Origin of the sequence: Chroococcidiopsis thermalis PCC 7203 (genome assembly GCF_000317125.1) — a bacterium.
Classification (GTDB): Bacteria; Cyanobacteriota; Cyanobacteriia; order Cyanobacteriales; family Chroococcidiopsidaceae; genus Chroococcidiopsis; species Chroococcidiopsis thermalis.
Genome location: NC_019695.1, coordinates 1,347,698 through 1,372,790, shown reverse-complemented (window position 1 = coordinate 1,372,790; position 25,093 = coordinate 1,347,698). Strand labels below are relative to the sequence as shown.

Below are 25,093 nucleotides of genomic sequence, written 5' to 3'. Positions count from 1 at the left end.
TTTACAATATTTTTTCTAACCCATAAACAAGGGCTTTGAGTTGGACGACTTTACGGATCGCTAGCAACACTCCTGGCATGTAGCAGGCGCGATCGCTCGTGTCGTGGCGCAAAGTATAAATTTGACCCGCTGAGCCAAAAATGACTTCTTGATGGGCGATTAACCCTGGTAGGCGGACGCTATGAATGCGAATACCTTCTGCTGCGACGCTACCTCTCGCACCTGGTAATTTTTCTGTTTCTTCTACCTGGGGTGGGTTAAAAGTTTTCCCCAACTCAGCTAACATCTGCGCGGTTTGCAATGCCGTACCGCTGGGTGCATCAGCTTTTTGGTTGTGGTGCAGTTCGATAATTTCGACGTGATCGAAATATTGAGAGGCTTGAACCGCTGCTTGTTGTAACAAAACCATCCCAATTGAGAAGTTGGGAATCATCAAACATCCAGTACTGGCTTTGTCAGCAAATTCAGCCAAATCCTGAATCTGTGCGGGACTTAAACCTGTCGTACCGACGACTGGACGCACTCCATAGGCGATCGCCGAGCGGATATTGTCATACACTGTACTCGGATGGGTAAAGTCTACCATCACCCCAATTTGCCTTTCTTGCCCCGCCATCGCCAGCATTGGTTCTAATTGGTCGGTAATTGGGACTTCCAATGGTTCTGGTAAACCCGCTAGTTCTCCTGCATCTTTACCTTGATGCTCTGGGTTACGATCGATCGCCCCTAGTAAGGTCAGATCGGTAGCTTGGGAAACTGCTTTGACAACTTCGCGTCCCATTTTGCCCGCAGCACCATTGATGACTACTGGGATTGGATATTGGCTGTTCATTGCTTCGTCGATCTCAGTCTTATCAAGGGCATTTTAGACTAATTAAGGATAGCAACGTCTAATGTATACTGGAGTGCTTCCCTTTGACACAGAGCTTTTCTTTTGAAATATTAGCTATTGTAACCTAAATAAACCTTGAGAATTCCTTTATAGTAGGGTGGGCAATGCCCACCTTACGTTTGAAATTCTAAATTTTACCGTGCAATTGTTTTTATCTAACAATATTAATGCTTTATGGAGAAGTATCGTAAATTCAATTTTAAATGGCTGCGCTTACTATTTATAATTATTTTGTGTGTAGGAATAGCTTTTCGAGTTACAAATATCGATAAAAAAGTTTATTGGCACGACGAAGCTTATACTTCTTTAAGAATTGCTGGCTACACGATGAAAGATTTCTCTCAAGGAGCATACGCTCATCGAGACAGCAGTATTAAATACTTGCAAACGTTTCAACGTTTCAAACCTGGAAGCCAATTAAAAGATACAATTCATTCTCTTGCTATAGAAGACTCTCAACATCCACCTTTGTATTATGTTTTGTTGAGATTTTGGGTAAAATTGTTTGGCAATAGTATTACGATAATTAGAAGTTTAAGCATTTTATTTAGCTTCTTAGTATTTCTTTGTTTGTATTGGTTGTGTCTAGAATTATTTCAATCGTCTCTCATAGCATGGATGGCGATCGCGCTTTTAGCAGTCTCTCCAGTGCATGTTTTATTTGCTCAAGAAGCAAGGCAATACGCTTTATGGACGGTAACAATTCTAGGATCGAGTGCCGCTTTACTCAGGGCAATCCAATTGAATCAAACAAGGATTTGGATTGTATATGCCTTCGCTTTAGCAACTAGTTTTTATACTTTTTTCTTGTCTGGATTAGTAGCTGTCGGTCATGGAGTTTACGTTTTCATAATTGAAAAATTTAGGTTGAGCAAAAGAGCGATCGCTTATCTTCTCTCCTCGGGTTCGAGCTTATTACTTTTTACTCCTTGGATATTGAGCTTAATTCAGAACTATTCCATGTTTCAGATGACGACGGGATGGACAAATAATGCTTTACCCGCAGACATTTTTAGTCGTCGCTGGCTACTCAATATCGGTCATGTGTTTTTCGATCTGGGTTTGGAAAAAGATCCAGAATTTCTGATTGTCTATTTCTTGATATTACTTCTAATAGTTTATGCATTTTATTTCACAATACGTCGCGCACCTTTAAGGATTTGGCTATTTATTATTACCTTAATGGCTGCAACTACGCTACCACTACTGATACCAGATATCATCAAAGGCGGACAAAGATCGATCGTGCCTCGTTATTTGTTTCCTGGTTATTTAAGTATTCAGCTAGCAGTTGCTTACTTATTGAGTCAAAAAATTAGTCAATCGAGATTATTGTCTCGCAGAATTTGGCAAGCGATCGCAACTTTACTCATTTTGGCTGGAATCATATCTTGTACGCTGAGTTCCCAAGCTAATACCTGGTGGATTAAAGAAATTAGTTATAGTAATCCTCAAGTAGCTAGCTTTCTCAATAAAGCAAATAATCCTCTCATAGTTTCTACTAATGGTTGCATCAACAATGGTAATTTACTTTCCCTTAGCTACTTATTAGAACCAAAAGTTCGATTAAGATTAGTTGATATCGCTCCTTTAAAAGAGATACCACAAAATTCTGGCGATATCTTTATTTATGGAGATTGTACAGAACCAGTGCGCGATAGTCTTAATAAGAACAAATACAAAATAGAACCAATTCTACCTTACTTATGGCAACTCAAGTCAGGGGAAGGAAATTGAATCTAGAGAGGTAAGGAAAAGTCCCCCTCAATCCCCCTTAAAAAGGGGGAGACAAGATTGTACTTACTTAATCTCCCTTAAAAAGGGGGAGACAGAATCGTTCTTAGCCCCTTTTTTCAACAAAAAAGACAGAATCGTTCTTAGCCCCCCAATTCATCGGGGGTTGGGGGGATCGAATCAAAACCTACGAAGTATTTTAACGCTCTCCAAGTCTAACTAAAGTTAAATTCACTCATTTATGGCATTCGCTCAAAACTCCTACTCAAGAGAGAAGATATGCGATCGCCTCCTACGGCAAGATCGATCCGAAAACTAAAATTAAAACAAAGCAATTAAGGAGCGCTTATTGTTAGCAACCTTAGCAATTGTGTTTCTAAAAGTTTTTACTCTAAAGAAACGCTAATTTTAGTAATCAAAATCATTGGAGGATTCAAATGAAGCAAGTAGTTGATAAGTTGAAGCACATGGGCTTGCGTCGAATCGTTACCGTATTTTTAGCAACGATTTTATTTGTCGCACTGCCAGCATTCCAAGCAAACGCTGTAGAATCTGCAACGGGAGAATACAACCCTGTCACTCCTGATACTGTCAAGCGCATTCAAGAAAAAGCTGAAGATTTGGGAGATGCGCCAGGTAGAAGAATAGGTGATACCGGGCTAGAAAATATCAAGACGCTGCCCAAAAAGATTCCTGAAGTCCTCAACCTCAAAGCCAAGCAAACTAAAGTAACATTTGACACTAACGAGCCGAACAAAAAAGCAGCTATGGATGAGGCTCAAGCAGAAGTTGAGAACAAACGCTAGAGATTGCTATCTTGGGTTGCGTTTTTAAAAAGAGAACACGGTGCGGAGAGTACCAGTAATAATTGTGCCATTATCTGCTTGATTGCTAGGGTTGGCGATCGCTTGAACTAAAGGAGCGATCGCTAGATTTTCATTTAGGGGAAAGTTATAGTAGGCTTCAAAGTTTGTTTGAGTCGCATCCCCTACAGCATTTTCCACAAAAGGCTGACCTGCCGCAATTCCCGCTACAGCGCCAGGTAGTAACAAATTGCGTAACGATATCCCCACCATCCAGTAAGACGGTTCGAGATCTCCAAAAATAGTATCGTCATAGCTGCCGTAGCCATAACGCCCAAAAACTCCAAGTTGGCGCGATAAATTGAGTTCGACATTCGCTCCCAATACATCGAAATGGCGATCGAAAGTATTTCCACCACTGTACTGCAAGCGTAGAGTAAAACCTGGGTTAGGAGAGTATTCTAACTCAACCGTCCCCTGATAAGGATTGCCAAATAAACCGCGATCTCCACCCTCATCTGGGTAGAGTAGCCTTGTTAAAGCCGATACACCTTCAACCTCATCGCGACTGCCAGAATTTTCAGCGTCTGCCGCAAGATACATTGCCCGTAATGTAAAAAACTCGTTCGCTTGCCAGTTAACAACCGCCCCAGCACCTTGTTCGTCAATCGGAAAGAGAAGGTAGTTGTTAACCAGTGCTTGAGTCGAAAAATCAACAAAACTGCGATTAGCATAACGATTGCGATCGAGATAATCTGTAGGTGCGATCGCAGTCCCTAAAACAATTTGGAGATTTTTAGCGGCGCTAAAGCTGTAGTAAAGCCGACCCAGCCCCAATTCTCCATTTCGAGATGATCTGGTCGAGAAATCAAGTCCGCTGCCGAAATTAGGTTCTAATACTCCGGCTGCATTATCGCGGTTGCCGTTACTACCAGTATCCAAACGAATTTTGAGTAAGTCAGTACCAGAAAAACTCGTATCAAAATCTAACTGAGTCCTGTAAAATAACGTAGTAACAGGATTATTATTGGCAATTTCTGTACCTGTAGGGTCGCGAAGGGAATCGCCGCCAAAGCCACCCCCATTAATTGCAAAGATAACTTGACCTGCAAGTTTAGTCGTTGTGGAAAACTCATGTGCTTGGAGTACGGCGCTTCGAGCTTCCAGGGAATCTAAACGGCTTTGTAAAGCTTTTAATTCCGCAGTATACTCTTGCAGAAGTTTTTCGAGAGTCGCTAAATCATCTTGAGTTGCTTGTACTGGCTTGCCATTAGCGATCGCTCCCTCCAATTGGCGTACTACCGTACTTAAAGCCGCCGCAAATTCGTAACGACTCAAAGCACGATTGCCGAGAAATTTCCCATTCGGATAGCCTGTAACTATTCCATAGCGCCAGATTAAAGATTGTAACGCTCGACTTGCCCAGTCATCGGGTTGCACGTCGGATAATTGGGAAACTTGGGTAATTGGTAATTGGTAATTGGTAGTTGTTGGTTTTTTCTCCCCCCTCTCCCTTGTCTCCCCCTTCTCCCTTGTCTTTCCCCTCTGCTCCCTGCTCCCAGCTCGTCCCTGCTCCCTCATGAAAGTTTGGGCTTGTAGTGGAGTTATCTGAGCTAGAAAGCACAGAATGCTAATACCACTGACTAGGAGGGGGTAAAATTTGCCCATTTTTTAACGAAAGTGTTTGAAAGTAACTGTTTATATGATTTACGAGCGCAACATACGACAAACCTCTGAATGAGCCACAGTTTTTTACTTCTATTTGCGATGATACAGTCTATTTGTACGCACGCTAAACTTTTTTAAGTGGGATGAATTTTTGTGAAACAGCCGCTTAGGATTGACATAACTGAGAAGCCGCATCCTAAAGACATAGAATTTATTTTGCAACAACTGCTGGCATTTAATCGCGATCGCGCAGGTGAGGGACATTTCCAGCAGTTAGCTATCTTTTTACGAAATGAAGGCGATCGTCTGGCTGGCGGGTTGATTGGTTCGACTTATTGGCAGTGGTTGTATATCGATATTTTATCGATAGATGAAACTTGGCGCGGACAAGGATACGGTCATGCTTTATTAGAGGCTGCCTCAAAAAAGAAATTCATTTGTAGGGTAGGCAACGCTCACCTTACAAAAAAAACTAATCTACAGGCAGCTGGTTCACGCCATACAGCCAAGCAATGAGTAAAGGTGTCAGAAATGTCAAAATTAAATTTAGTGGCGCTCCTACCTTGGTAAAATCGAGGAATTTGTAGCCACCAGGACCATAGACCATCGTATTCGTCTGATAACCAATTGGCGTGAGATAGCTGTTAGAAGCAGCAAATGTCACGACAAACATAAAAGCAAACGGATTGAGACTCAAGGTTTCTGCTACATTAGCCGCAACTGGAAGCATCAGCACCACGGCAGCATTGTTAGATAGAATCTCTGTGAGTACGGTTGTGGCAATGTAAAAGCAGACTAGTAACCAAAAACCAGAGAATTGACCGCCGAGCGATGCTAAACCACCCGCTAACCACTTGGTTGCACCTGAATTATCCATCGCCGTACCGAGGGGAATCAGTCCGGCTAGTAGGAAGATAATATCCCAACGTACCGACCGATAGATCTCTCTTGGCTTTAACACTCCAGTCGCTACCATTAAGACAACTCCTGCCAAGGAACTGACTAAAATTGGTATCCACTCAAAAGCAGCAGTAATAACTACACCTAAGCCAATCGCGATCGCGATCGCGGCTTTGTCTCGGCGCAGCGTTTCCACCTCTCGCGGTTCTACCACCAGTAAATCTGCACTATTTTGCAGTCCGATAAAACTATCTCTTGCACCTTGTAATAGTAAGACATCGCCAAATTGCAATCTGACTTTACCCAAGCGATCGCGAATGATTTCCTCATTGCGTCGAATTGCCAGTACTGTGAGGTTGTAACGCTGGTGAAACTGTAACTCTTTGAGCGTAGAGCCAATCAAACTAGAGTTGGAAATTATCAAAGCTTCAGAAATAGCTCGATTTTCCGAACTTAACTCAGATGTTGGGAATTCTTGCTGAAATTCGATTTCTGGTAAGATTTCAATCCCCCGCTCATCTCTAATTTTGAGTACGTCGCTGCGATTACCGCGCACGATCATAATATCGCCACCCGCTAGCACTTTATCTGCTACAGGTTTGGTATAACGGCGACTGTTGTGAAAGAGTTCCACTACGTCAATATCGAATCGCTGCTCGATCTGGCTAGAACGTAAAGTTTGTCCGATTAAATTGGAGCGTGGCGCGACAACAACTTCACTAAAGTAATCTTTTAATCCGTAGTTGGCGATCGCTGGAGTCGCAGCTGGCTTTTTTCGGTCTGGTAACAGTTTAGGTGCAGCGAAGGCAAGATAGACTAAGCCGATCGCAAATGTAATTAATCCTACTGGGGTAAATTGGAATAAACTAAATTCTCCATATCCCAACTTTTTTGACAAACTGCTGGCGACAACATTTGTCGAAGTGCCAATAACTGTAATCATTCCGCCTAGAACCGTAGCGTAGGACAGCGGTATGAGCAGTTTAGAGACAGAAATATTCCGCTTTCTACTCCATTCCTCCACAATTGGAATAAAAACGGCAACTACTGCTGTATTGTTGAGGAAAGCGGTAATCGGACCAACGATCGCCCCTAAAACAAAAATCTGCCGTGTCGGATTTTTTCCCCCTCGCCGCAGTAGAAAATCGCTGACGATTTGAATTGCACCCGTGCGTTCGATCCCACCACTGAGAATGAACATTGCTAAAACCGTGATGGTTGCGGAGTTGCTAAAGCCAGCTATCCCTTCTTCTGGGGTAATTAATCCCAGTAGCATCAGTACAACTGCTGTCGCGATCGCGGTAATATCTACAGGGAGCCATTCAAAAATGAAGAAAACTATGGCTAGTCCCAGAACACCAAGGGTAAGAGCAATATCCATATACAATAAAATCGCCCGATATACCGTAATTTAAAGCGGCTTTCCTATCGTACTATATTCCGCTCGACAAATCGTTGTTTGCAAAACAGATTTTTTGTATTCTTCTACTAATGTCGGTACACAGTGCTGAAAGTAGAAGTCATGGAATTATTCAAGCCTAAACGAGTTGATGCAGGAACATTGACACCGCAGCTCAAAAATCCAAATCGCGTGCGGGATCATTTAGCCAACGAACGGACTTATTTAGCATGGATGCGCAGCGCGATCGCGTTGATGGGATTTGGTGTCTTAATCGTGCGTCTGCGAATTCTCCGTCCCCCGCTTGCGCCTCAACCTCCTGGTAATGGTTGGAGATTGGGCTTAGCCTTTGGAATAGTAGGATTATCGATGGTACTGCTTTCAACCGCACACTATTTTGTGATTCGGCGTGACATTGATGCAGATACTTACGAACCAGGCGATCGGTGGGTCATCGTCACTAGCATTGCCGTGCTACTGTTAGGCGTGGGAGTCATCTACTACGTCTTCAGCATTCCGCTAGAATCGTTAAACGCCGTTATTGTCGAGTAAGACTTTACATGAAGACTGTACGGGTGAGAGCGCCGGAACTACCTCAAAATCAGCCTTGGCTAAATACCGACAAGCCGCTATCGCTTCAACAACTCAGAGGTAGAATTGTCATTCTCGATTTTTGGACTTATTGCTGTATCAACTGCTTGCACGTTCTGCCAGATTTGAAATATTTAGAACAGAAGTATAAGGACAGCCTCACGGTTATTGGCGTTCACTCGGCTAAATTCGATAACGAAAAAGAAGTCGAGAATATTCGTCAAGCCATCCTGCGGTATGACATCGAGCATCCAGTTTTAGTTGACACTGGCTTTCAGGTGTGGCAACAATATGCAGTGCGTGCGTGGCCTACGCTAATGATAATTGACCCAGAAGGGTACGTCATTAGCTCTGCTGCGGGGGAAGGAAATCGGGAAGTTTTAGATGAATTAATTGCCAAACTAATTCAAGAGTATCGAGATAAAGGTGCGATCGCATCTCAAGAACTCAGTCTAATTTTAGAAAAACAACGACAACCCTTAACTACACCCATAGCATTTCCTGGTAAAGTATTGGCGACTGCCACTGGATTATTCATCGCTGATTCAGGACATCACCGCATTATTTGGAGTACCCTCGATGGAGAAATTCTCCACGTCATAGGTACGGGAAAACCTGGGTTAACCGATGGAGACTTTACCCAAGCGCAATTTTTTGCCCCCCAAGGCATGGTATTGGATGATGAAAACCAGTTACTCTACCTAGCCGATACCGAAAATCACGCGATTCGCCGCATCAACTTACCGTTACAGCGTGTAGAAACCATCGCCGGAACCGGAGAACAAAGTCGTAATATCCGTCCTTATGGTGGGATTGGTCAAAAAATAGCTTTAAATTCCCCTTGGGATTTGACGATGCTGAAGAATTATCTCTTCATTGCGATGGCGGGAAATCATCAAATCTGGCAAATGGATTTAGAAAAAGGCATATTGCAAACTTACGCAGGTACAGGTGCTGAAGCGTGTTTGGATGGTTTAGTCGCAGATTCGGCTTTTGCGCAACCGAGCGGGATTACCACTAATGGTAGAGAATTATACGTTGCTGACAGTGAAGGTAGTTCCATTCGCGGTATTGGCTTAATGCTCGATCCTCAAGTACGGACAATCTGCGGGAGTGGCGAATTATTCGGTTTTGGCGATGTCGATGGAACTGGTGCTGACGTACGACTCCAGCATTGTTTGGGGATAGAATCTGCGCAAAATTTCTTGTGGGTAGCCGATACTTACAATCACAAAATTAAATTAGTCAGTCCTCATAGCGGTAATTGCCAAACTATATTGGGAGGGGTAGCGGGTTTACACGATGCTCAAGGTCAAAATAGCTGCTTTAACGAGCCTTCTGGACTGAGTATTTTTGGTGCTTACTTGTACGTCGCCGATACGAATAACCATGCGATTAAGCGGGTAGCATTAGATACATTGACCGTAAATACAATGGAATTTTCAGGTTTATGCGCGCCTGATGTTTGTATTCCGTAGCGTCAATAAATCTAGCTACAATGGCTTGGCAGATGTTTGCTAATCGACAACGCTTTCTGCTACGCAACGCATGAACCAACAGCTTAACAATGCTTTTACCCTGTTCCTCAGCTTGCTTGTCGAGGCAATGCCGTTTTTGCTGCTGGGGGTGTTATTCTCTGGGATACTGTTGCTATTTGTAGACGAACGCAAGTTAATTGCGAAACTACCCAAAAACCCCCTGTTAGGTGCTTTGGTTGGTAGCATGGTAGGATTTTTATTTCCCGTGTGCGAGTGCGGTAACGTCCCCGTGGCGAGACGGATGTTGATGCAGGGAGTGCCTACACCCGTAGCAATTGGCTTTTTATTAGCAGCACCAACGATCAACCCAATTGTTATTTGGGCAACATGGACGGCATTTCGCGATCAACCAGAAATTGTCGTTTTACGAGTCGTATTTTCATTAGCGATCGCCACTATTATCGGTTGGGTATTCAGCGTTCAAAAAGATCTGCGTCCCCTATTACAACCAGCTTTAGCAGCAGCTTGGCAACCAAAACAGCCGCACAAAGATAGGAAAAAAACCTCGTCTGACTTATTACAATCGGGTACATTTTGGCTATCAGGAACGGGAGATCCAATTAGGTTAGATGCATCTGTGTTACAGGCAAATTTAGCAGCTACGCCAATTAAACCATTATCAGAACGCTTACGGTTGTTATTAGATAACACCATTCAAGAACTACGCGAACTCGGTTCTGTTTTAGTCATTGGCAGCGCGATCGCGGCATTAATTCAAGTTTTTATTCCCCGCGAGGTCATTTTAAATCTTGGTGGTGGTGAAATTACCTCTATTCTCACCATGATGCTCTTAGCAGCAGTTGTATCGATTTGTTCTACAGTAGATTCATTCTTTGCCCTATCCTTTGCCTCCACTTTTACCAGCGGTTCGTTACTAGCCTTTTTAATCTTTGGACCCACGATCGACCTCAAAGGCATTGGTCTAATGCTATCAATCTTTAAACCCCGGGCAATTATTTATCTATTTGCCTTAGTTGCTCAATTAACATTTTTATTTACTCTATTTGTTAATTTATATGTTATTTAAATACGTAGTGCGTGACCAACTACCAACTACCAACTACCAATTACTACTACATGAATCAAAAGTCTAAAATTTACAATTGGTTAGAAGTATTTGCGATCGCTGCTTGGGGCAGTTTGATGCTGAAATACTGGCTGACTGGTAAGCTAAATTTATTAATTCACCCCGATTATTTTTGGTTGGTTATTGCTGGGGGAATTGGGTTTTTAAGTGTAGCAGGTTTAAAGGCTTGGCAACTCCTGCGTCAACGCCGCATATTGCCAGTGCGTCATATCAGTTTGCTTCCGCCTGGTTTTAGCAGTATTTTGCTATTGGTAACTGCGATCGCCGGGTTGATTTTCACTCCCCGCGTTTTTGCCAGCCAAACCGCCATGCAAAGGGGGGTGACAGACTTTCTCGCTGCTACCCGTTCCCAACCCCAAGCCTTTTACGGTTCTGTCAAACCAGAGGAGCGATCGCTGTTAGATTGGGTGCGCACGCTGAATGTTTATCCCGAACCTGATGCATACACAGGTCAAAAAGTCAAGGTGCAAGGATTTACGATCCATCCGCCGGAATTTCCACCTAATTACTTGCTCCTTTCGCGGTTTGTTATTACCTGCTGCGCCGCTGATGCCTATCCGGTGGGGTTGCCAGTCAAATTGACGGAAGATCGTCAGGCTTATCCGCCCGATACTTGGCTGGAGGTGGAAGGACAAATGATCACCGAAACTTTAAAAGATAAACGCCAATTAACTATTCAAACCAATGCTGCCCCCAAGAAAATTCCCGAACCCCAAAATCCTTATGAATATTAGGATCTGTAGGGGCGCAATGAATATTAGGATTTGTAGGGGCGCACAGCTGTGCGCCCCTACGAATGTATTGCATCTGTACTAGAATCACTGCGATCGGGACTACGGGTTAAGAAAGGAACGTCAACGACTTCGCCTATAACTTCTCCGACTTTAACTTTCAAACCAATACCACCAGCTTTGGTGCGGATGTAACCCAGTCCGAAGCTACCCTCCTCAGTATCGGTATAGCTGGTGAGAATACCTACTTTCTCTTCACCTACAGTAATAATACTACCTGGCTCGGCTGGAGCGTTAAGGCGAATTCCCCATAGGTGTTGTTTGACTCCCTTATAAGTATTCAGACGCGCAATTGTTTCTTGACCGATATAGCAACCTTTATTGAAAGAAATAGTTTGCCACAAGCCTGCTTCTAAGGGATTGTAATCTTCAGTCAGTTCTTTATCGGGGACGGGGCGACCTTGTTCGATCCGCAATTGTTCCCAAACGCGATCGCCTAGAGGGACTGCACCAGTTTCTATGAGGTGATTCCAAACGATCGCCGCTTTGTCTGCTGGCACAATTAGGGTATATCCAGGTGTGGCTAATCCAATCCCAACTGCCACCCGAATTTCTACATCTTGGAGTTGAACGAGCTGGTGGTTAGCATATGCTTGACCGATAATCGAACTTAAGTCCAGTTGTGCCAAAATTTCATCGCTTTTAGTGCCAAGCAGACTGAAAATAGCAGTTTCGCCAGTTACATCTTCTAGTTGGACGCGATCGGCAAAAAAGATATAGCGATCGAGCCAATCTATCAAATACTGACGGCGATTAGGAGAAACGATCAGCAGTACTGCGTCTTCAGTCACATATGCCGTTGCTAGATCGATCGTGCGGGCAGTAGAAGAGACAAAAACCGTGTCGCAGCCTTGCCCTGGTTTGAGAATTTGAAAATCGTTGGTACTTTGGTTGTGTAAAAAGCGAATGCGGTCTTCATCGGTAACGCGGATGATTCCCCAGTGGGAGCGATCGCAGATTGCTACCCCTTCCCTTACTGCTTGCTTAGCTGCTACATCGTTGCCAAAACTCACCGGAATTTTGTCTCCGGCAATTTCCTCAAAAACCGCTCCCGCCGCCGCTTGAACTACCTGTAACTTTTCTCTCATCATATTTTTATGTAATGGGTAATGGGGAAATCAAAAGTTAAAAGTTAAAAGTCAAAATTCACTACTCATTACTCACTACTTAATACTCGCTCCTCACCCCTGACTCCTCACTCCTCACTAAATCTTCGGTAAACTACTAAAGACTTGTTCGACTGCTGCACCTGCTTTAGTATCTAAACGCTGCCAGTCTACCTCGCCAGTTTCATCAATCAAGCTAGTGTCAATTTCTACCGAACTATGACTGGATGTCAAGTCTGCATTGTATTGCTGAAAGCAAACCTGATAGCACAGTTCCCACAGATCGAAATTATACTGTTGGTCTTGGTTTTGTAGAGATAACTGATATCCTGGCTGGGGAGTCGGAAGGTTGGCGATCGCCTGTTCTATTTCTGCCGTGCGTTCTGGAGAAGCAGCATCCAATTCTTGCAATAGCAGGATTACTCTAGTTTTCATTTCCTCTGTCGTGTCTGGAGACCAGATTAATACGTTCTCGTAAGTCCCCTGCCACGCTGATTCGTCCAAATGCTTGCGAATGTGGTCGATGATGCGAATAAAAGCAGGTTGCATTAAGAGTTCTGCCTGTTGCCATGCAACTGGATCGGTAATTCTCGGTGGCATGGGTATTCTCCCGCGATGTGGAACAGATATCAACGCGATGCGATCGCGCTGCCGATTCCTTCATGCTACCGTACGCGCCAGCAGAATTAATGCGAGGGGACGTGGAGCGATCGCCATTGGGTATCAAATCTAAGCAGTAGGTTAAACAAAGCTTGAGTGGTTTCTAATAGTAACATTGAGAGTGGCACTAGTAAGAAGAGCCAATTCAACAAACTTACAACCACAAAAATACTAACAAATGCTATCCGCAGAAAAATATTAATTTGTCTCAAAAAATTCCTATAGTTAAATACAAAATTATAGAGCGAGTATCTCAACTTCAAAGCTTCTACTATGCCCGTGCGTGCCTGTTCTTGTTCGGGATCGAGTCGCAACGATTCGCGAAAACATCGTTCAGCCAAATCTCTATTCCGACAATATAAATATACCCAACCTTTAATCGCATAAGTAGCTGAATTTTCGGGGTTTTGAAAGATTGCTGCATCCAATGTGGTTTGTGCTTCTTGATAGCGGCGTAGGCGTAATAAAGCCATAGCACGAAGATTGAGACACAATACATGCTCGGCATCCAAGCTCAATCCCTGTTCCGCACTGAATAATGCGCGATCGCGATCGCCTTGTGCCAATTGAATGACTGACAATAAGGCAAAATAATCGGCAATTTCTGGTTCTAACCGAATTGCTTCTTGGACTACTTTTTTGGCTGGCTTAAGTTGCTTTTGAATATAGAGAATCTTAGCTAAATTATAATGAGTATCAGATAAATCAGGAGCTAAATATACTGCTCGCTTTGCTGCTTGAGTTGCCTCTCGATCTCGATTCATTTCTATTAAGCATATACTTAACAAAGCATGGGCAAAAGAACTATTTGGATCGGTCGCTAATTGGCGCTCAATTTCTATTGCTGCTAATTTGTAGCGCGATTGCTCGATTAAAATTAATGCTTTATCTAAATTTACAAACATAAAAATTATTGCCGTTACATATATCCGGTAGGGCGCGTTGATTAACGCATCCTACTACAAATTTTAGCTAATCTTTAAAAGATTAAACTTAAAATAGCTTGTTTTTATCTTTTGTTTGTTGTAAATAATTCAAAATATCATCATAAATGCCATTTTCGTTAGCATAAGTGGCATAGTTCCGAGCAGTGGCAAACCATTCCGTAACGGAAGGATGAATTAATTCGACTGCGGCTAGGAAATCTCTAGTTGTTAAAGGTTTAGGTATCCCTTGCTTAATTGCTAACTGTAGCTTTCTGTCTATAGCTAAATCTACAACTGCCTTTAAATCTGCTCCAGAAAAGTTGACAGTTTTTTTACTTAAATAATCGTAGTCAATATCTTCAATTGGTTTATGACGGCAGAGAATACGCAAAATATGTGTTCTGGCGTGGCGATCGGGTGGTGGAACAAACATAATGCGATCGAAGCGTCCTGGTCTGCGAAAGGCTGAATCTAAATGCCAGGGAGCGTTAGTAGCAGCTAAAATCAAAATGCCATCATTAGGACTTTCTACACCATCTAATTCGGCAAGAAACTGATTGACAATTTGGCGACCGCTACTATATCGCATATCAGTGCGTTTGGCAGCTAGAGCATCGACTTCATCGAAAAAAAGCACGCAAGGCTTAGATCGTCGTGCTTGCTCGAACAATTCGTGTAAGTTCTTTTCACTACTCCCCAGCCACATATCCAAGACATCATTGATACCTATAGATAAAAATCTCGCTTTAATTTCTCCAGCTGTAGCTCTGGCTAAATAAGTTTTACCGCAACCAGGAGGACCATACATTAATACTCCTCCTCCAATTCGTTGACCGTAAGCTTGATAAATTTCTGGATGCGCTAATGGATGAACAATCTTCAGCCGAATTTCTTCCTTAATGGCATCCATACCACCAACGTCTTGAAAAGTAATTGATGGTTGTTCTAAAGGTGCTTCAACCGCAGTACTAACATCTAATTCGTACTCCGGTAGTTTGTATTCTGAAGATTTAGATTTTGGTGATTTGTACTCTGAAACAGCAATTTTATCAGTGGATACATCGGTATTGCCAAGCCGCTCCGCCAAGATAGGATCGTTCATTTCTGGATCGAGTGCAACAGCTATATGAAAATGTACGGATGCATTGGTAGTATCGCCAGCGTGCAGCAGCAAACGAGCGTAGAATAGATGCACAATAGCCGGAGGTTCAGCGCTTTTCAGCAACTGTTCGACCAGCACCATTGCTTGTGAATTTTTGCCTTGGTGATAAAAAGCAGAAGCCAAATTGAATTGTAGAAAATGGTTTTCAGGCATCAATGACAGAGCAAGGCGATACTCTTGTTCTGCCTCCTCAAATTGCCCTAATTCCATGAGAATATCTGCCAAATGTTGGCGGAGCGGTAGATTATCGGGCGAAACAAGCAAGGCTGCACGCAAAGCCCGCAGAGTATCTTCACTACTAGTCATAAATGCTTCTGATTCATCTCTAATATAAGATGCCCAGATCGAATCAGAAATATTACATTAGTGAGGAGTGAGGAGTGAGGAGTGAGGAGTGAGGAGTGCGTGGTATGTGATGAATAGGGTGTGGGGTGTAGGGTGTAGGGGGAATTCGGAATTCGGAATTAGTGCGTGAATACGTGAATTTTGAGTTGCTTCCTCTGCTTTCTTCCTCGACTCCTGACTCCTGACTCCTCAGTTTTGACTTTTGAATTTTGACTTTTGAATTTTGACTTACTCATTACCAATAGCTGGTCGATGCTGACTCCAGAATTTATTGACTTCGAGTTGAGCGGCGATCGCAATAATGGTAGCTTCGGCTGTAGGACGACCGACAATTTGAATGCCGATGGGTAAACCGTTAGGCGCAAAACCAGTAGGAATAGCGATCGCGGGTAGTCCGCTAGCATTAAAAGGCGGACAGGGAGCAACCCAATTAATGATTTTTTGTAGCGTCTCTTCTGGACTTAATGCTGCCCACTCGCCGACTCGAATTGGTGGGTGCATGTATGTAGGTAAGATTAGCGCGTCTACTGAGTCAAAAAATGCCACAATCTGTCTGGCAATGACTTGTACCTGCGCGACAGCACGAAGATAATCTCCGGCAGAACCCGATTGTTCGAGCAACCACTGATTCATCGGTTGCAAGATTTCTTTTGGTAGTCCAGCATAAGCTACGCCTGCTTGCCACACAGCAGTAAATGGCTCGATTAATCCCGTAAAGTCAGGACAGCCTTCTTCTATTTGATGACCCATTGCTTCCAATAGCCTCACCGTACCCAAAACTGCTTGTTGACAGACTGGATCTGCGGTTCCAATTTGGGGTAGCGAGTTGGTGAAAGCAATCCGCAGGCGATCGGGCGATCGCATCGCAGCAGCCAAGAAAGAGGGATTTGGGGCTGGCAACCAATACGGATCTCCCGTCACGTATCCTGACATCACATCTAGTAAGGCAGCAGCATCGGAGACAGTACGGGCAATAGGACCGTTTGCGGCGACACCACTTAATTGATCTCCCAATGGTGCATAGGAGACCCGTCCCCGTGCTGGTTTGATGCCTACTAAACCACAACAGAAGGCGGGACCGCGAATCGATCCACCTGCATCCGAACCTTGGGCGATCGCGCACAATCCTGCGGCTACAGCCGCCGCCGATCCCCCACTAGAACCCCCTGGTGTATATTCTGGATTCCAAGGATTCCGGGCAGGAGGAAATCCCATCGGCTCTGTATAGGGAAAAGAACCCAATTCGGAAGTGGCGGTTTTACCCAAGATAATAAATCCAGCTTGTTTCATCCGCGCGACTACGGCATCATCGTAAGTCGCGACGCGATCGCGCAGTGCTGGACTGCCATAACTACAAGGGACATCAGCCACGGGATTCATATCTTTAATGGCGATCGGTACGCCAAAAAAAGACGGTAACTCAGCCGGATCTTGAGTGCCAGCTAGCATTTCTGTCTGAGTTTGTGCCTGGGCGATCGCCATTTCTGCCATCACCGTAAAATAGCAACCTAACTGCGGATTGAATTGTTCAATTCGTTCTAAATAAAGCTGCACTAACTCCCGTGGCGAAACTTCCTTATGTCGAATTAGCCGTGCTTGTTCTAGAGCTGGAGCAAATGCTAGATCGATTGAATTCATAATTCTACAGTTTTGATTTTTGTGTTTCGGTTGCTATAGCTATTCTCAGTTGAATGAGGTACATAGATCTTTAGAGGCGCAAAACTGTGCGCCCCTACGCATGTATTACACCTACATGAGAAACACTATATTTTTAGCTTGCCTATCCTCCAGTAGGTTCGAGACGAATCAACTGCCCGTTGTTATCGTCCGTCAAGACATACAGCAATCCGTCGGGACTTTGGCGCACGTCGCGCACGCGCTGACCGATCTCGATCGCCTGCTGGTTGACCACATTACCCTGAGCATCTAAGTCAATGTGCCGCACGTCCTGAGAGACGAGTCCACCTGCGAATAAATCGCCTTGCCATTGCGGAAATTTGCCCCCACTGTAGAATGCTAGACCCGAAGGTGCGATCGATGGTGTCCATACCAGTTTGGGGTCTACCATACCAGGGCGCGATCGCTCTTTAGTAATTTCTTCTCCGCTATATTCGCGGCTATACGTGACGATCGGCCAACCATGATTTCCGCCTGCTTGCACGAGATTGGCTTCATCACCACCCTGCGAACCGTGTTCTGTTGACCATACACGGTTATTTGCTGGATCGAAGGTTAAGCCTTGAATGTTGCGATGTCCGTAGCTCCAGATCGCAGGCTCAGTATCAGTAGATTTCACAAAGGGGTTATCTTGTGGGATCGAACCGTCATCGTTGAGCCGCACAATTTTACCTAGACGACTGCGGCGGTTTTGCGCTTGTTGGCGGATTAACTCGCCATTGAGTTGAATCGGTGGGTTGCCACCATCACCGATCGCCAATAGCATAGTACTGTCAGGCAGCCAGACGATCCGCGAACCGAAGTGTTGCAGACCAGACTTAGTTGGGGAAACCTCAAAAATAATTTGCAGATTGCTCAAGCTTTTCCCGTCAAATGTAGCGCGGGCGAGGCGGGTGCGGTTTGCCTGCTCTGTGCCGTGGGAATATGTTAGATAGACTAAGCGATTTTCAGCAAAGCGCGGATGAACTGAGATCTCCATCAAACCAGCTTGTCCGCCCGTAAGGACTTCGGGAACTCCTGCAATCGGTGTGGGATCGAGCTTCCCGTCCCGCATAATTCGCAATTGTCCCGATCGCTCGGTGATTAACATCGCTCCATCTGGTAGCCATGCAAGGCTCCACGGATGGTCTAAGCCTTCTGCTACAGTTGTTTTTTGAATGCCCTGAGCAACAGCAACATTCCCACTGTCAGATACGTTAAGATTGCTCGATGATAAATTGGGCGATGTCGTTTGTGCAGTCGTAGAGGCGTTAGGCTGTTGTGTCAGAGAACAACTCGCAATGGCTAATAGGGCGATCGCACTCCCTACTCCTTTCATCCAACCGTCAATCTTTGCTTTCATAATTTGGCTGTAATAGTTTTTTATCTCTAGAGTGATATATGAATGTGACAGAAAAATGTCGTTCGCGGCGAACCTATTTGCTCCTATTTGCCCAAGACTAAAACAGCATTCTGTCCGCCAAAGCCAAAACTCAAACAGAGTACGTGCCTGAGTGCTGCTTTTCGCGACGTGACGATTAGATCGAGATCGAATTGGGGCGATCGCAGTCCCGTACATGGCGGTAATATTTGATGGCGTAATGCCATCAGACAGAATGCCGTACCAATCGCCCCAGAAGCTCCCAAAGTATGCCCCGTGGCTCCTTTTGTGGAACTTACGGGAACTCCATGAGGAAATAAATACTGAATTATTTGTGCTTCGCGCTTGTCGTTGAGCTGGGTCGCCGTACCGTGTGCGTGAATGTAATCAATGTCTTGTGGTGTAAGATTACCGCGCTCCAAGCATTGCTTAATTGCCACGATCGCGCTTTTCCCCGTTGGCTCTGGCTGAGCTGCATGAAAAGCATCGTTTGTCAAGCTAAAACCTAGAACGCGACCGTAAACTTTTGCCGAACGCTGCTGGGCTGCTCGTGCTGATTCCAGTACTAATACAGATGCACCTTCCCCCAACACCAATCCTTCTCTATAGCGATCGAATGGATAAGCGCCAGTAGTTGCCAACGCGCCCATCTGCCCAAATCCAGCCAAAGTTAAGGGGGTAATCGGCGCTTCCACTGCGCCAACGATTACCCGGTGACATTGCCCAGTTTTGATTAATAAACTCCCTTGAGCGATCGCCCAAATCCCCGTAGCACATGCTGCCATTGGGGACAATACTACACCTGTTGCCCCAATTTGTCTTGCTGCTATTGAGGCGATTGCGTTTGGTAAGATTTCTAAGAATTCGGGAGTCGGTAGGGGCGGGTTTAGAAACCTGCCCGTACGGGAGTCGGGAGTTGAAGCAACTTTTGACTTTTGACTTTCAACTTTTGACTTTATCAGCTCTTCCCAAACTGCTTGTTGGCTGCGGCTAGAACCGATGACTACCCCGCAGTCTGGTAAAGGTGATTCTAAGCCTGAATCTTTTAGAGCAGCTGCTACTGCTAATTGAGTTAACTCGATCGCATTAGTTGGTTGTTCGTCAACCAGTGCTAAAGGTCTAGCCTCTAGTTCTGGGAAAGGCTGCTGTAAGCTAATGCCGATGCGATCGAGTATTAAGTTTTCCCAGCTAGTTTCTAAGCTTTTTCCCAAGCTGGAAATGAGACTAATACCTGTGACAACAACTTCCACGCTTTGGGGTGAGGGTTAAGAGTAGGCGCACGGCGTGCGCCCAGAGATTAATTATTTGCCACCGTTTTTCAGCTTGTCACTGCCTTCAGTCACCTTAGCAGAGTCAATGCGATCGCCTTGTTGAATTTTGTCTACCACGTCCATACCGCTAGTCACTTTACCAAAGACGGCGTAATCCCCATCGAGAAAACTCAAATCGGCAAGGGCGAAATAGAACTGAGAAGAGGCGGAATCTGGCTGTTGCGATCGCGCCATAGCGACAGCCCCTCTAAGATGCTGTAAAACTGGTTGTTTTCTGACTCCCGCACTTTTCAGCGTCCGACTGTAGATCGGATCTGTTGCCCCTGTGGGCTTAATTTCTAAAGGAATCTGACGTTCTGTTCCTGTATTTGGATCGATAAAACCGCCAGTTCCTAGACGCTGAGGTGAAAAATTGGGGTTTTTGCTTTGCGGGTCTCCTCCTTGGACTACAAAAGGTTGTTCTGGTGGTCTGCTCTGGGGACCGATGACTCGATGGAATACGAGTCCATCATAGACACCCCGCTGTACTAGATCGACAAAATTTCCTGCCGTTAGAGGGGCATTCTTACCATCTACCTCGATAGTAATTGGTTGCCCCTTCACCGTCATCACAACTGTCGCCGTTCCTTCTAGAGTTGGTAAATTCTTCATTTGAACGCTACTTGTTTGAATTGCAGGTACAGGTGTGGTTTCAGCTGCCGTATTATCGGGGGAAGCAGAATTCGCCACTTGGTTAGGCGTACATCCTGCCAAACATAACCCACCAATAATGAGAACTAAAACCAACCACTGCTGAACTTTTAACTGCATTTGCCTCTGCGATCGCTATAGGTAAAAAAATTCAAAAGGCTAAATCTTCCTTCCGAACGCTTTACCAGGGTACCTCCGGTTTCCCCAGGCAAATTCTGAATTTTTAATTAAATTACTTGATGAAATTACAGTCCTTCTAGCGGCACAGCTAAAAATCGAGCCAATTCTGCCCCATCGTTCTCTAGCTTTGTAATAGATAAGGGTTGACCTACTCGCGTCAAGGGAATATTTCGTCTTCCTTTGACTCGTAGATAAAGTTCTCGACGGGGATTCAAGCCTTCTTTAATCTCTAAACGCACAGCTTGAATATCTTGTATGGGGGCTTTAATTTCAATGCGGCGGTTTTTCCCAGGAAATCCCCACCGAAAAATGTGAAATTCACCCTTCTCCTTGTCAAACTCATTGTAGCCGCCGCCTACGTCCAGCAAAATCATGCCCCACAGATACAGCGCTAGCAGCAGACCTGCCACTCCATAAAATCCAATCGCTATCCCTTGGGGAATGAAAACGAGCTGGGTCGGCTCGGCAAATGGAATTAAATTAATTTGCAAGTAACTAGAAAGTCCAGCCAAGAAAAAGCCTATCCCACCGATGGAAACGACTGTAGCCCACCAGTAATTGCTGAATCGTCGCGAACCTAAAACTTTTTGATTCAAGCAGCTGGAGGTACTATTTTTATTTGCTTTAGCTTCCGAATCGCCGGAATTGGTGGTTGTTGATGCCGTCATGTCACTACCCTGCTCAGTTAAACTACTGAAGGCGGTTTTCCACTCTTATTATTCACACAGTAAGTTGCCTGGTTCAACTGCGAACAATCTGAGAGAACTGCAAAAACTTGTGTCAAATTGTAAAAATTCTCATATTTGATTAGACTATAATCTAACACTAAACACTCAATCCGCTTTTGTGGATTGGGCTTGAGGTGCGGTCACTGCGATCGATTAAGAAACATTAATCAGCCGTGCTGTCAAGTTGCTGCTTTTCGCGGCAACACTGACATGGCATTCTAGTGAGAAAGGCGTTAGTTACTACAACGATTTTCTTGCCTGCGGAGTTGGATCTAAACCATCTCCTAGTCAACAAAAAGTTAATTCCTCAAAAAGCGTTGCAATTTTTAGTAAACCCAGAGGATTTTAAATGACAATTGCAGTAGGACGCGCACCGAGTCAAAGAGGATGGTTTGACGTTCTCGACGACTGGCTCAAGCGCGATAGATTTGTATTCGTCGGCTGGTCGGGGCTATTATTATTCCCCTGCGCCTACCTAGCACTAGGTGGATGGCTGACCGGAACCACATTCGTCACCTCGTGGTACACCCACGGGATTGCTAGCAGCTACCTGGAAGGAGCCAACTTCTTAACCGTAGCCGTATCGACCCCAGCCAACAGCATGGGACACTCATTGCTGTTCTTGTGGGGACCAGAAGCGAACTGGGACTTCACGCGCTGGTGTCAACTCGGCGGCTTGTGGGCATTTGTCGCCTTACACGGAGCATTTGCGCTGATTGGATTCTGCCTGCGGCAGCTAGAAATTGCTCGCTTGGTCGGCATCAGACCATACAACGCATTAGCATTCACTGGACCAATTGCGGTGTTTGTCAGCGTCTTCTTGCTCTACCCCTTAGGACAGTCCGGCTGGTTTTTGCACCTTCATTTGGAGTCGCGGCAATTTTCCGCTTCTTGCTGTTCTTCCAAGGGTTCCATAACTGGACGCTCAACCCGTTCCACATGATGGGAGTAGCGGGAGTACTAGGTGGAGCGCTGTTGTGCGCGATTCACGGGGCGACGGTGGAAAACACCCTGTTTGAAGACGGCGATAGCTCCAACACCTTCCCCGCTTTCAACCCGACTCAATCGGAAGAGACCTATTCGATGGTGACGGCAAACCGTTTCTGGTCGCAGATTTTCGGGATTGCCTTTTCCAACAAGCGCTGGTTGCACTTTTTCATGTTGTTCGTGCCTGTAACTGGACTGTGGATGAGTGCAGTGGGAGTCGTCGGCTTGGCGGTGAACCTGCGGGCATACGACTTCGTCTCTCAAGAGCTGCGGGCAGCAGAAGACCCCGAGTTCGAGACTTTCTACACCAAGAACATTCTGCTTAACGAGGGCATCCGTGCTTGGATGGCTCCTCAAGACCAACCCCACGAAAACTTCGAGTTCCCTGAGGAGGTTCTACCCCGTGGAAACGCCCTATAATTCATCGTTTAATCGCGGCTTGACCTTAGGTGGCGGTCGCGACCAAGAATCTTCAGGATTTGCTTGGTGGGCTGGTAATGCCCGATTGATCAACTTATCTGGTAAACTTTTGGGCGCTCACGTTGCCCACTCAGGTTTGATTGTTTTCTGGGCAGGAGCAATGACTTTATTTGAAGTCGCTCACTTCATCCCAGAAAAACCAATGTACGAGCAAGGTTTGATCTTGCTGCCTCACCTGGCATCTCTCGGTTGGGGTGTAGGTCCTGGTGGAGAAGTCATCGATACTTTCCCTTACTTCGTCGTTGGCGTATTACACCTGATCTCTTCCGCCGTGTTGGGATTTGGTGGAATTTACCACGCGATTCGCGGTCCAGAAACTTTAGAAGAGTACTCCTCTTTCTTTGGTTACGACTGGAAAGATAAGAACAAAATGACCAGCATCATTGGTTTCCACCTGATTATTTTGGGATGTGGAGCCTTGTTGCTGGTACTGAAAGCCATGTTCTTTGGCGGTTTGTACGACACCTGGGCTCCTGGTGGTGGAGACGTTCGCGTCATCTCTAACCCCACCCTCAACCCCGCAGTTATCTTTGGTTATTTACTGAAGTCTCCTTTTGGCGGCGAAGGCTGGATTGTCAGCGTCAACAACTTAGAAGATGTTGTCGGCGGTCACATCTGGGTTGGTTTGACTTGTATCGCTGGCGGGATTTGGCACATTGTCACCAAGCCTTTTGCTTGGGCGCGTCGTGCTTTCATCTGGTCTGGTGAAGCATACCTATCCTACAGTTTGGGTGCTTTATCCCTGATGGGCTTTATCGCCTCCTGTATGGTTTGGTACAACAACACCGTTTATCCCAGCGAATTCTACGGTCCTACTGGTCCAGAAGCTTCTCAAGCTCAAGCTTTGACTTTCTTGATCCGCGACCAACGCTTGGGTGCTAACGTCGGTTCTGCTCAAGGTCCTACAGGTCTGGGTAAATACTTGATGCGCTCTCCTACAGGGGAAATCATCTTTGGTGGTGAGACAATGCGTTTCTGGGATTTCAAGGGTCCTTGGTTGGAGCCACTACGTGGTCCCAACGGTCTTGACTTAGAAAAGATCAAGAACGACATTCAGCCTTGGCAAGCACGTCGCGCTTCTGAGTACATGACTCACGCACCTCTGGGTTCTCTAAACTCTGTGGGTGGTGTGGCTACGGAGATTAACTCCTTTAACTATGTATCTCCTCGCGCTTGGCTAGCTACTTCTCACTTTGTACTAGGCTTTTTCTTCCTAGTCGGTCATTTATGGCACGCCGGTCGCGCTCGCGCTGCGGCTGCTGGTTTTGAGAAAGGTATTAACCGCGAATCTGAACCAGTAATGGCTATGGGCGAATTAGACTAAAACAATACTTGGGGTTGGAGTTAAGCTCCACCCTAAATTGATAAGGCTCCTGCGTTAGAGCGGGAGCCTTTCGCATGGCACGAGTTTTATGACAGAATCTTTTATATGGTGCAAAAAAAGCTACGCTAGCGAGGTGCGATCGCAGTTATTGCTTCTTGCTCACTCCAATCTCAGTTGATGGTGACGACCATGTCAGATTCAAACTTAACCGATCGCCTACAATGGACGAATGAAGCCCAAATTAAGTTAAAAAAGATTCCCTTTTTTGTTCGTTCTCAGGCGATCTCGCGCATAGAACAGTTGACGCGATCGCGGGGTCAAGATATTGTTACAGCAGAGATTGTCGAACAAGCCAGGTTAGAGTTTGGACAATAAGAAACCTAGCTCGATCTTAGGGTTTGTGAGTGCGATCGCGCTTTTCCTTCAAGCTCTCGCTATTTTGCTGCCAAGTGCATTTTTTGACATGCGTTACCTTTTTTGCGGTTTCACGACTAGCTAACGCAGTATGGGCAATACAAGCAGCAGCACAACTAACAATAATCATTTTTTTCTTCCTCTGATTTCCGCAGTTCTCCACATTTATGTTTACGATAGCTACGGTTTAGAGGCTTATATACGCTTATAACTCTTCATATTAACATAAGTAGCCACCATCATGACTGGCGATCGCTCGATTATCCGTAACCAGCGTTTGCAATACCGAAGATTACGGGTTTCCACCGACCGCAGCCGGACGTAGGTTGAGCCGTCAAACAGCCTCACATAGAAAAATATGTAGTTTCCTCTATTATTTC

General features: G+C 45.2%; 22 protein-coding genes and 1 pseudogene. 10 read left to right on the top strand and 13 right to left on the bottom strand.

Annotation, left to right across the window (positions count from 1 at the left end):
* Position 1: 1 nt before the first annotated feature.
* The gene (gene dapB / locus CHRO_RS06065) at positions 2 to 832 is read right to left on the bottom strand and encodes a 4-hydroxy-tetrahydrodipicolinate reductase (RefSeq protein WP_015153306.1); all 831 of its coding nucleotides are present in this window, start codon (positions 830 to 832) and stop codon (positions 2 to 4) included.
* A gap of 234 nt (positions 833 to 1,066) precedes the next feature.
* On the opposite strand from dapB, the gene CHRO_RS06060 reads away from it, so the two are divergent.
* Both CHRO_RS06060 and CHRO_RS06055 read left to right on the top strand, forming a co-directional pair.
* Positions 1,067 to 2,629: a glycosyltransferase family 39 protein gene (locus CHRO_RS06060; RefSeq protein WP_015153305.1), complete on the top strand. Its 1,563-nt coding sequence runs from the start codon at positions 1,067 to 1,069 to the stop codon at positions 2,627 to 2,629.
* Between the two features lie 434 nt (positions 2,630 to 3,063).
* Entirely contained in the window at positions 3,064 to 3,432 is a 369-nt protein-coding gene (locus CHRO_RS06055; RefSeq protein WP_015153304.1) for a hypothetical protein, read from the top strand.
* A gap of 24 nt (positions 3,433 to 3,456) precedes the next feature.
* Here CHRO_RS06055 and CHRO_RS06050 read toward each other — a convergent pair whose 3' ends face one another.
* Positions 3,457 to 5,097 (bottom strand): iron uptake porin, encoded by a 1,641-nt coding sequence (locus tag CHRO_RS06050; RefSeq protein ID WP_015153303.1) that lies wholly within the window; start codon positions 5,095 to 5,097, stop codon positions 3,457 to 3,459.
* A gap of 153 nt (positions 5,098 to 5,250) precedes the next feature.
* Here CHRO_RS06050 and CHRO_RS06045 point away from each other — a divergent pair, with 153 nt between their 5' ends.
* A complete protein-coding gene (locus CHRO_RS06045) occupies positions 5,251 to 5,613 on the top strand; it encodes a GNAT family N-acetyltransferase (RefSeq protein WP_015153302.1) in 363 nt (120 codons plus the stop codon).
* Here the strand turns inward: CHRO_RS06045 and CHRO_RS06040 are convergent.
* Positions 5,570 to 7,384: an SLC13 family permease gene (locus CHRO_RS06040; protein WP_106216253.1), complete on the bottom strand. Its 1,815-nt coding sequence runs from the start codon at positions 7,382 to 7,384 to the stop codon at positions 5,570 to 5,572. The two genes, CHRO_RS06045 and CHRO_RS06040, sit on opposite strands and share 44 nt — an antisense overlap.
* Positions 7,385 to 7,519: 135 nt before the next feature.
* On the opposite strand from CHRO_RS06040, the gene CHRO_RS06035 reads away from it, so the two are divergent.
* From CHRO_RS06035 to CHRO_RS06020, 4 genes are all read left to right on the top strand, one after another.
* Positions 7,520 to 7,948, top strand: a complete 429-nt coding sequence (locus CHRO_RS06035) for a YidH family protein (RefSeq protein ID WP_041462864.1) — start codon at positions 7,520 to 7,522, stop codon at positions 7,946 to 7,948.
* Positions 7,949 to 7,956: 8 nt separating this feature from the next.
* Positions 7,957 to 9,465, top strand: a complete 1,509-nt coding sequence (locus CHRO_RS06030; RefSeq protein WP_015153299.1) for a thioredoxin-like domain-containing protein — start codon at positions 7,957 to 7,959, stop codon at positions 9,463 to 9,465.
* Positions 9,466 to 9,535: 70 nt separating this feature from the next.
* On the top strand, positions 9,536 to 10,552 hold the full coding sequence (locus CHRO_RS06025; protein ID WP_015153298.1) for a permease: 1,017 nt from the start codon (positions 9,536 to 9,538) through the stop codon (positions 10,550 to 10,552).
* A 50-nt stretch (positions 10,553 to 10,602) separates the two neighbouring features.
* Positions 10,603 to 11,346 carry a TIGR03943 family putative permease subunit gene (locus tag CHRO_RS06020; protein ID WP_015153297.1) on the top strand — a complete coding sequence of 248 codons (744 nt, stop codon included), beginning with the start codon at positions 10,603 to 10,605 and terminating at the stop codon, positions 11,344 to 11,346.
* Between the two features lie 56 nt (positions 11,347 to 11,402).
* Here CHRO_RS06020 and ygfZ read toward each other — a convergent pair whose 3' ends face one another.
* The 9 genes from ygfZ to CHRO_RS05975 form a co-directional block, all read right to left on the bottom strand.
* Positions 11,403 to 12,491: a CAF17-like 4Fe-4S cluster assembly/insertion protein YgfZ gene (ygfZ, locus tag CHRO_RS06015; RefSeq protein WP_071925423.1), complete on the bottom strand. Its 1,089-nt coding sequence runs from the start codon at positions 12,489 to 12,491 to the stop codon at positions 11,403 to 11,405.
* Positions 12,492 to 12,608: 117 nt separating this feature from the next.
* Positions 12,609 to 13,109: a hypothetical protein gene (locus CHRO_RS06010; RefSeq protein ID WP_015153295.1), complete on the bottom strand. Its 501-nt coding sequence runs from the start codon at positions 13,107 to 13,109 to the stop codon at positions 12,609 to 12,611.
* 86 nt (positions 13,110 to 13,195) lie between these two features.
* Complete coding sequence (locus tag CHRO_RS06005) at positions 13,196 to 14,074, bottom strand: tetratricopeptide repeat protein (protein ID WP_015153294.1); 879 nt, start codon at positions 14,072 to 14,074, stop codon at positions 13,196 to 13,198.
* 88 nt (positions 14,075 to 14,162) lie between these two features.
* The gene (locus CHRO_RS06000) at positions 14,163 to 15,563 is read right to left on the bottom strand and encodes an ATP-binding protein (protein ID WP_015153293.1); all 1,401 of its coding nucleotides are present in this window, start codon (positions 15,561 to 15,563) and stop codon (positions 14,163 to 14,165) included.
* 267 nt (positions 15,564 to 15,830) lie between these two features.
* On the bottom strand, positions 15,831 to 17,240 hold the full coding sequence (locus CHRO_RS05995; protein ID WP_015153292.1) for an amidase: 1,410 nt from the start codon (positions 17,238 to 17,240) through the stop codon (positions 15,831 to 15,833).
* Positions 17,241 to 17,382: 142 nt separating this feature from the next.
* Entirely contained in the window at positions 17,383 to 18,621 is a 1,239-nt protein-coding gene (locus CHRO_RS05990) for a PQQ-dependent sugar dehydrogenase (RefSeq protein WP_015153291.1), read from the bottom strand.
* 83 nt (positions 18,622 to 18,704) lie between these two features.
* Positions 18,705 to 19,889, bottom strand: a complete 1,185-nt coding sequence (locus CHRO_RS05985; RefSeq protein WP_015153290.1) for a beta-ketoacyl-ACP synthase — start codon at positions 19,887 to 19,889, stop codon at positions 18,705 to 18,707.
* Between the two features lie 51 nt (positions 19,890 to 19,940).
* Positions 19,941 to 20,720, bottom strand: coding sequence for a peptidylprolyl isomerase (locus CHRO_RS05980; protein ID WP_015153289.1), 780 nt, complete (start codon positions 20,718 to 20,720; stop codon positions 19,941 to 19,943).
* Positions 20,721 to 20,845: 125 nt separating this feature from the next.
* Positions 20,846 to 21,448: a photosystem I assembly protein Ycf4 gene (locus CHRO_RS05975; protein WP_015153288.1), complete on the bottom strand. Its 603-nt coding sequence runs from the start codon at positions 21,446 to 21,448 to the stop codon at positions 20,846 to 20,848.
* Between the two features lie 409 nt (positions 21,449 to 21,857).
* Here CHRO_RS05975 and psbD point away from each other — a divergent pair.
* The 3 genes and pseudogenes from psbD to CHRO_RS05960 all read left to right on the top strand — a co-directional run bounded on the left by psbD (position 21,858) and on the right by CHRO_RS05960 (position 24,674).
* Positions 21,858 to 22,915, top strand: a pseudogene (gene psbD, locus CHRO_RS05970) (photosystem II D2 protein (photosystem q(a) protein)).
* Positions 22,899 to 24,299, top strand: a complete 1,401-nt coding sequence (gene psbC / locus CHRO_RS05965) for a photosystem II reaction center protein CP43 (RefSeq protein WP_015153287.1) — start codon at positions 22,899 to 22,901, stop codon at positions 24,297 to 24,299. Before psbD ends, psbC begins: the two are co-directional and overlap by 17 nt.
* A gap of 189 nt (positions 24,300 to 24,488) precedes the next feature.
* Complete coding sequence (locus CHRO_RS05960) at positions 24,489 to 24,674, top strand: PCP reductase family protein (RefSeq protein WP_041462375.1); 186 nt, start codon at positions 24,489 to 24,491, stop codon at positions 24,672 to 24,674.
* A 16-nt stretch (positions 24,675 to 24,690) separates the two neighbouring features.
* Here CHRO_RS05960 and CHRO_RS31685 read toward each other — a convergent pair whose 3' ends face one another.
* Entirely contained in the window at positions 24,691 to 24,843 is a 153-nt protein-coding gene (locus CHRO_RS31685) for a hypothetical protein (protein ID WP_015153285.1), read from the bottom strand.
* Positions 24,844 to 25,093: the final 250 nt, after the last annotated feature.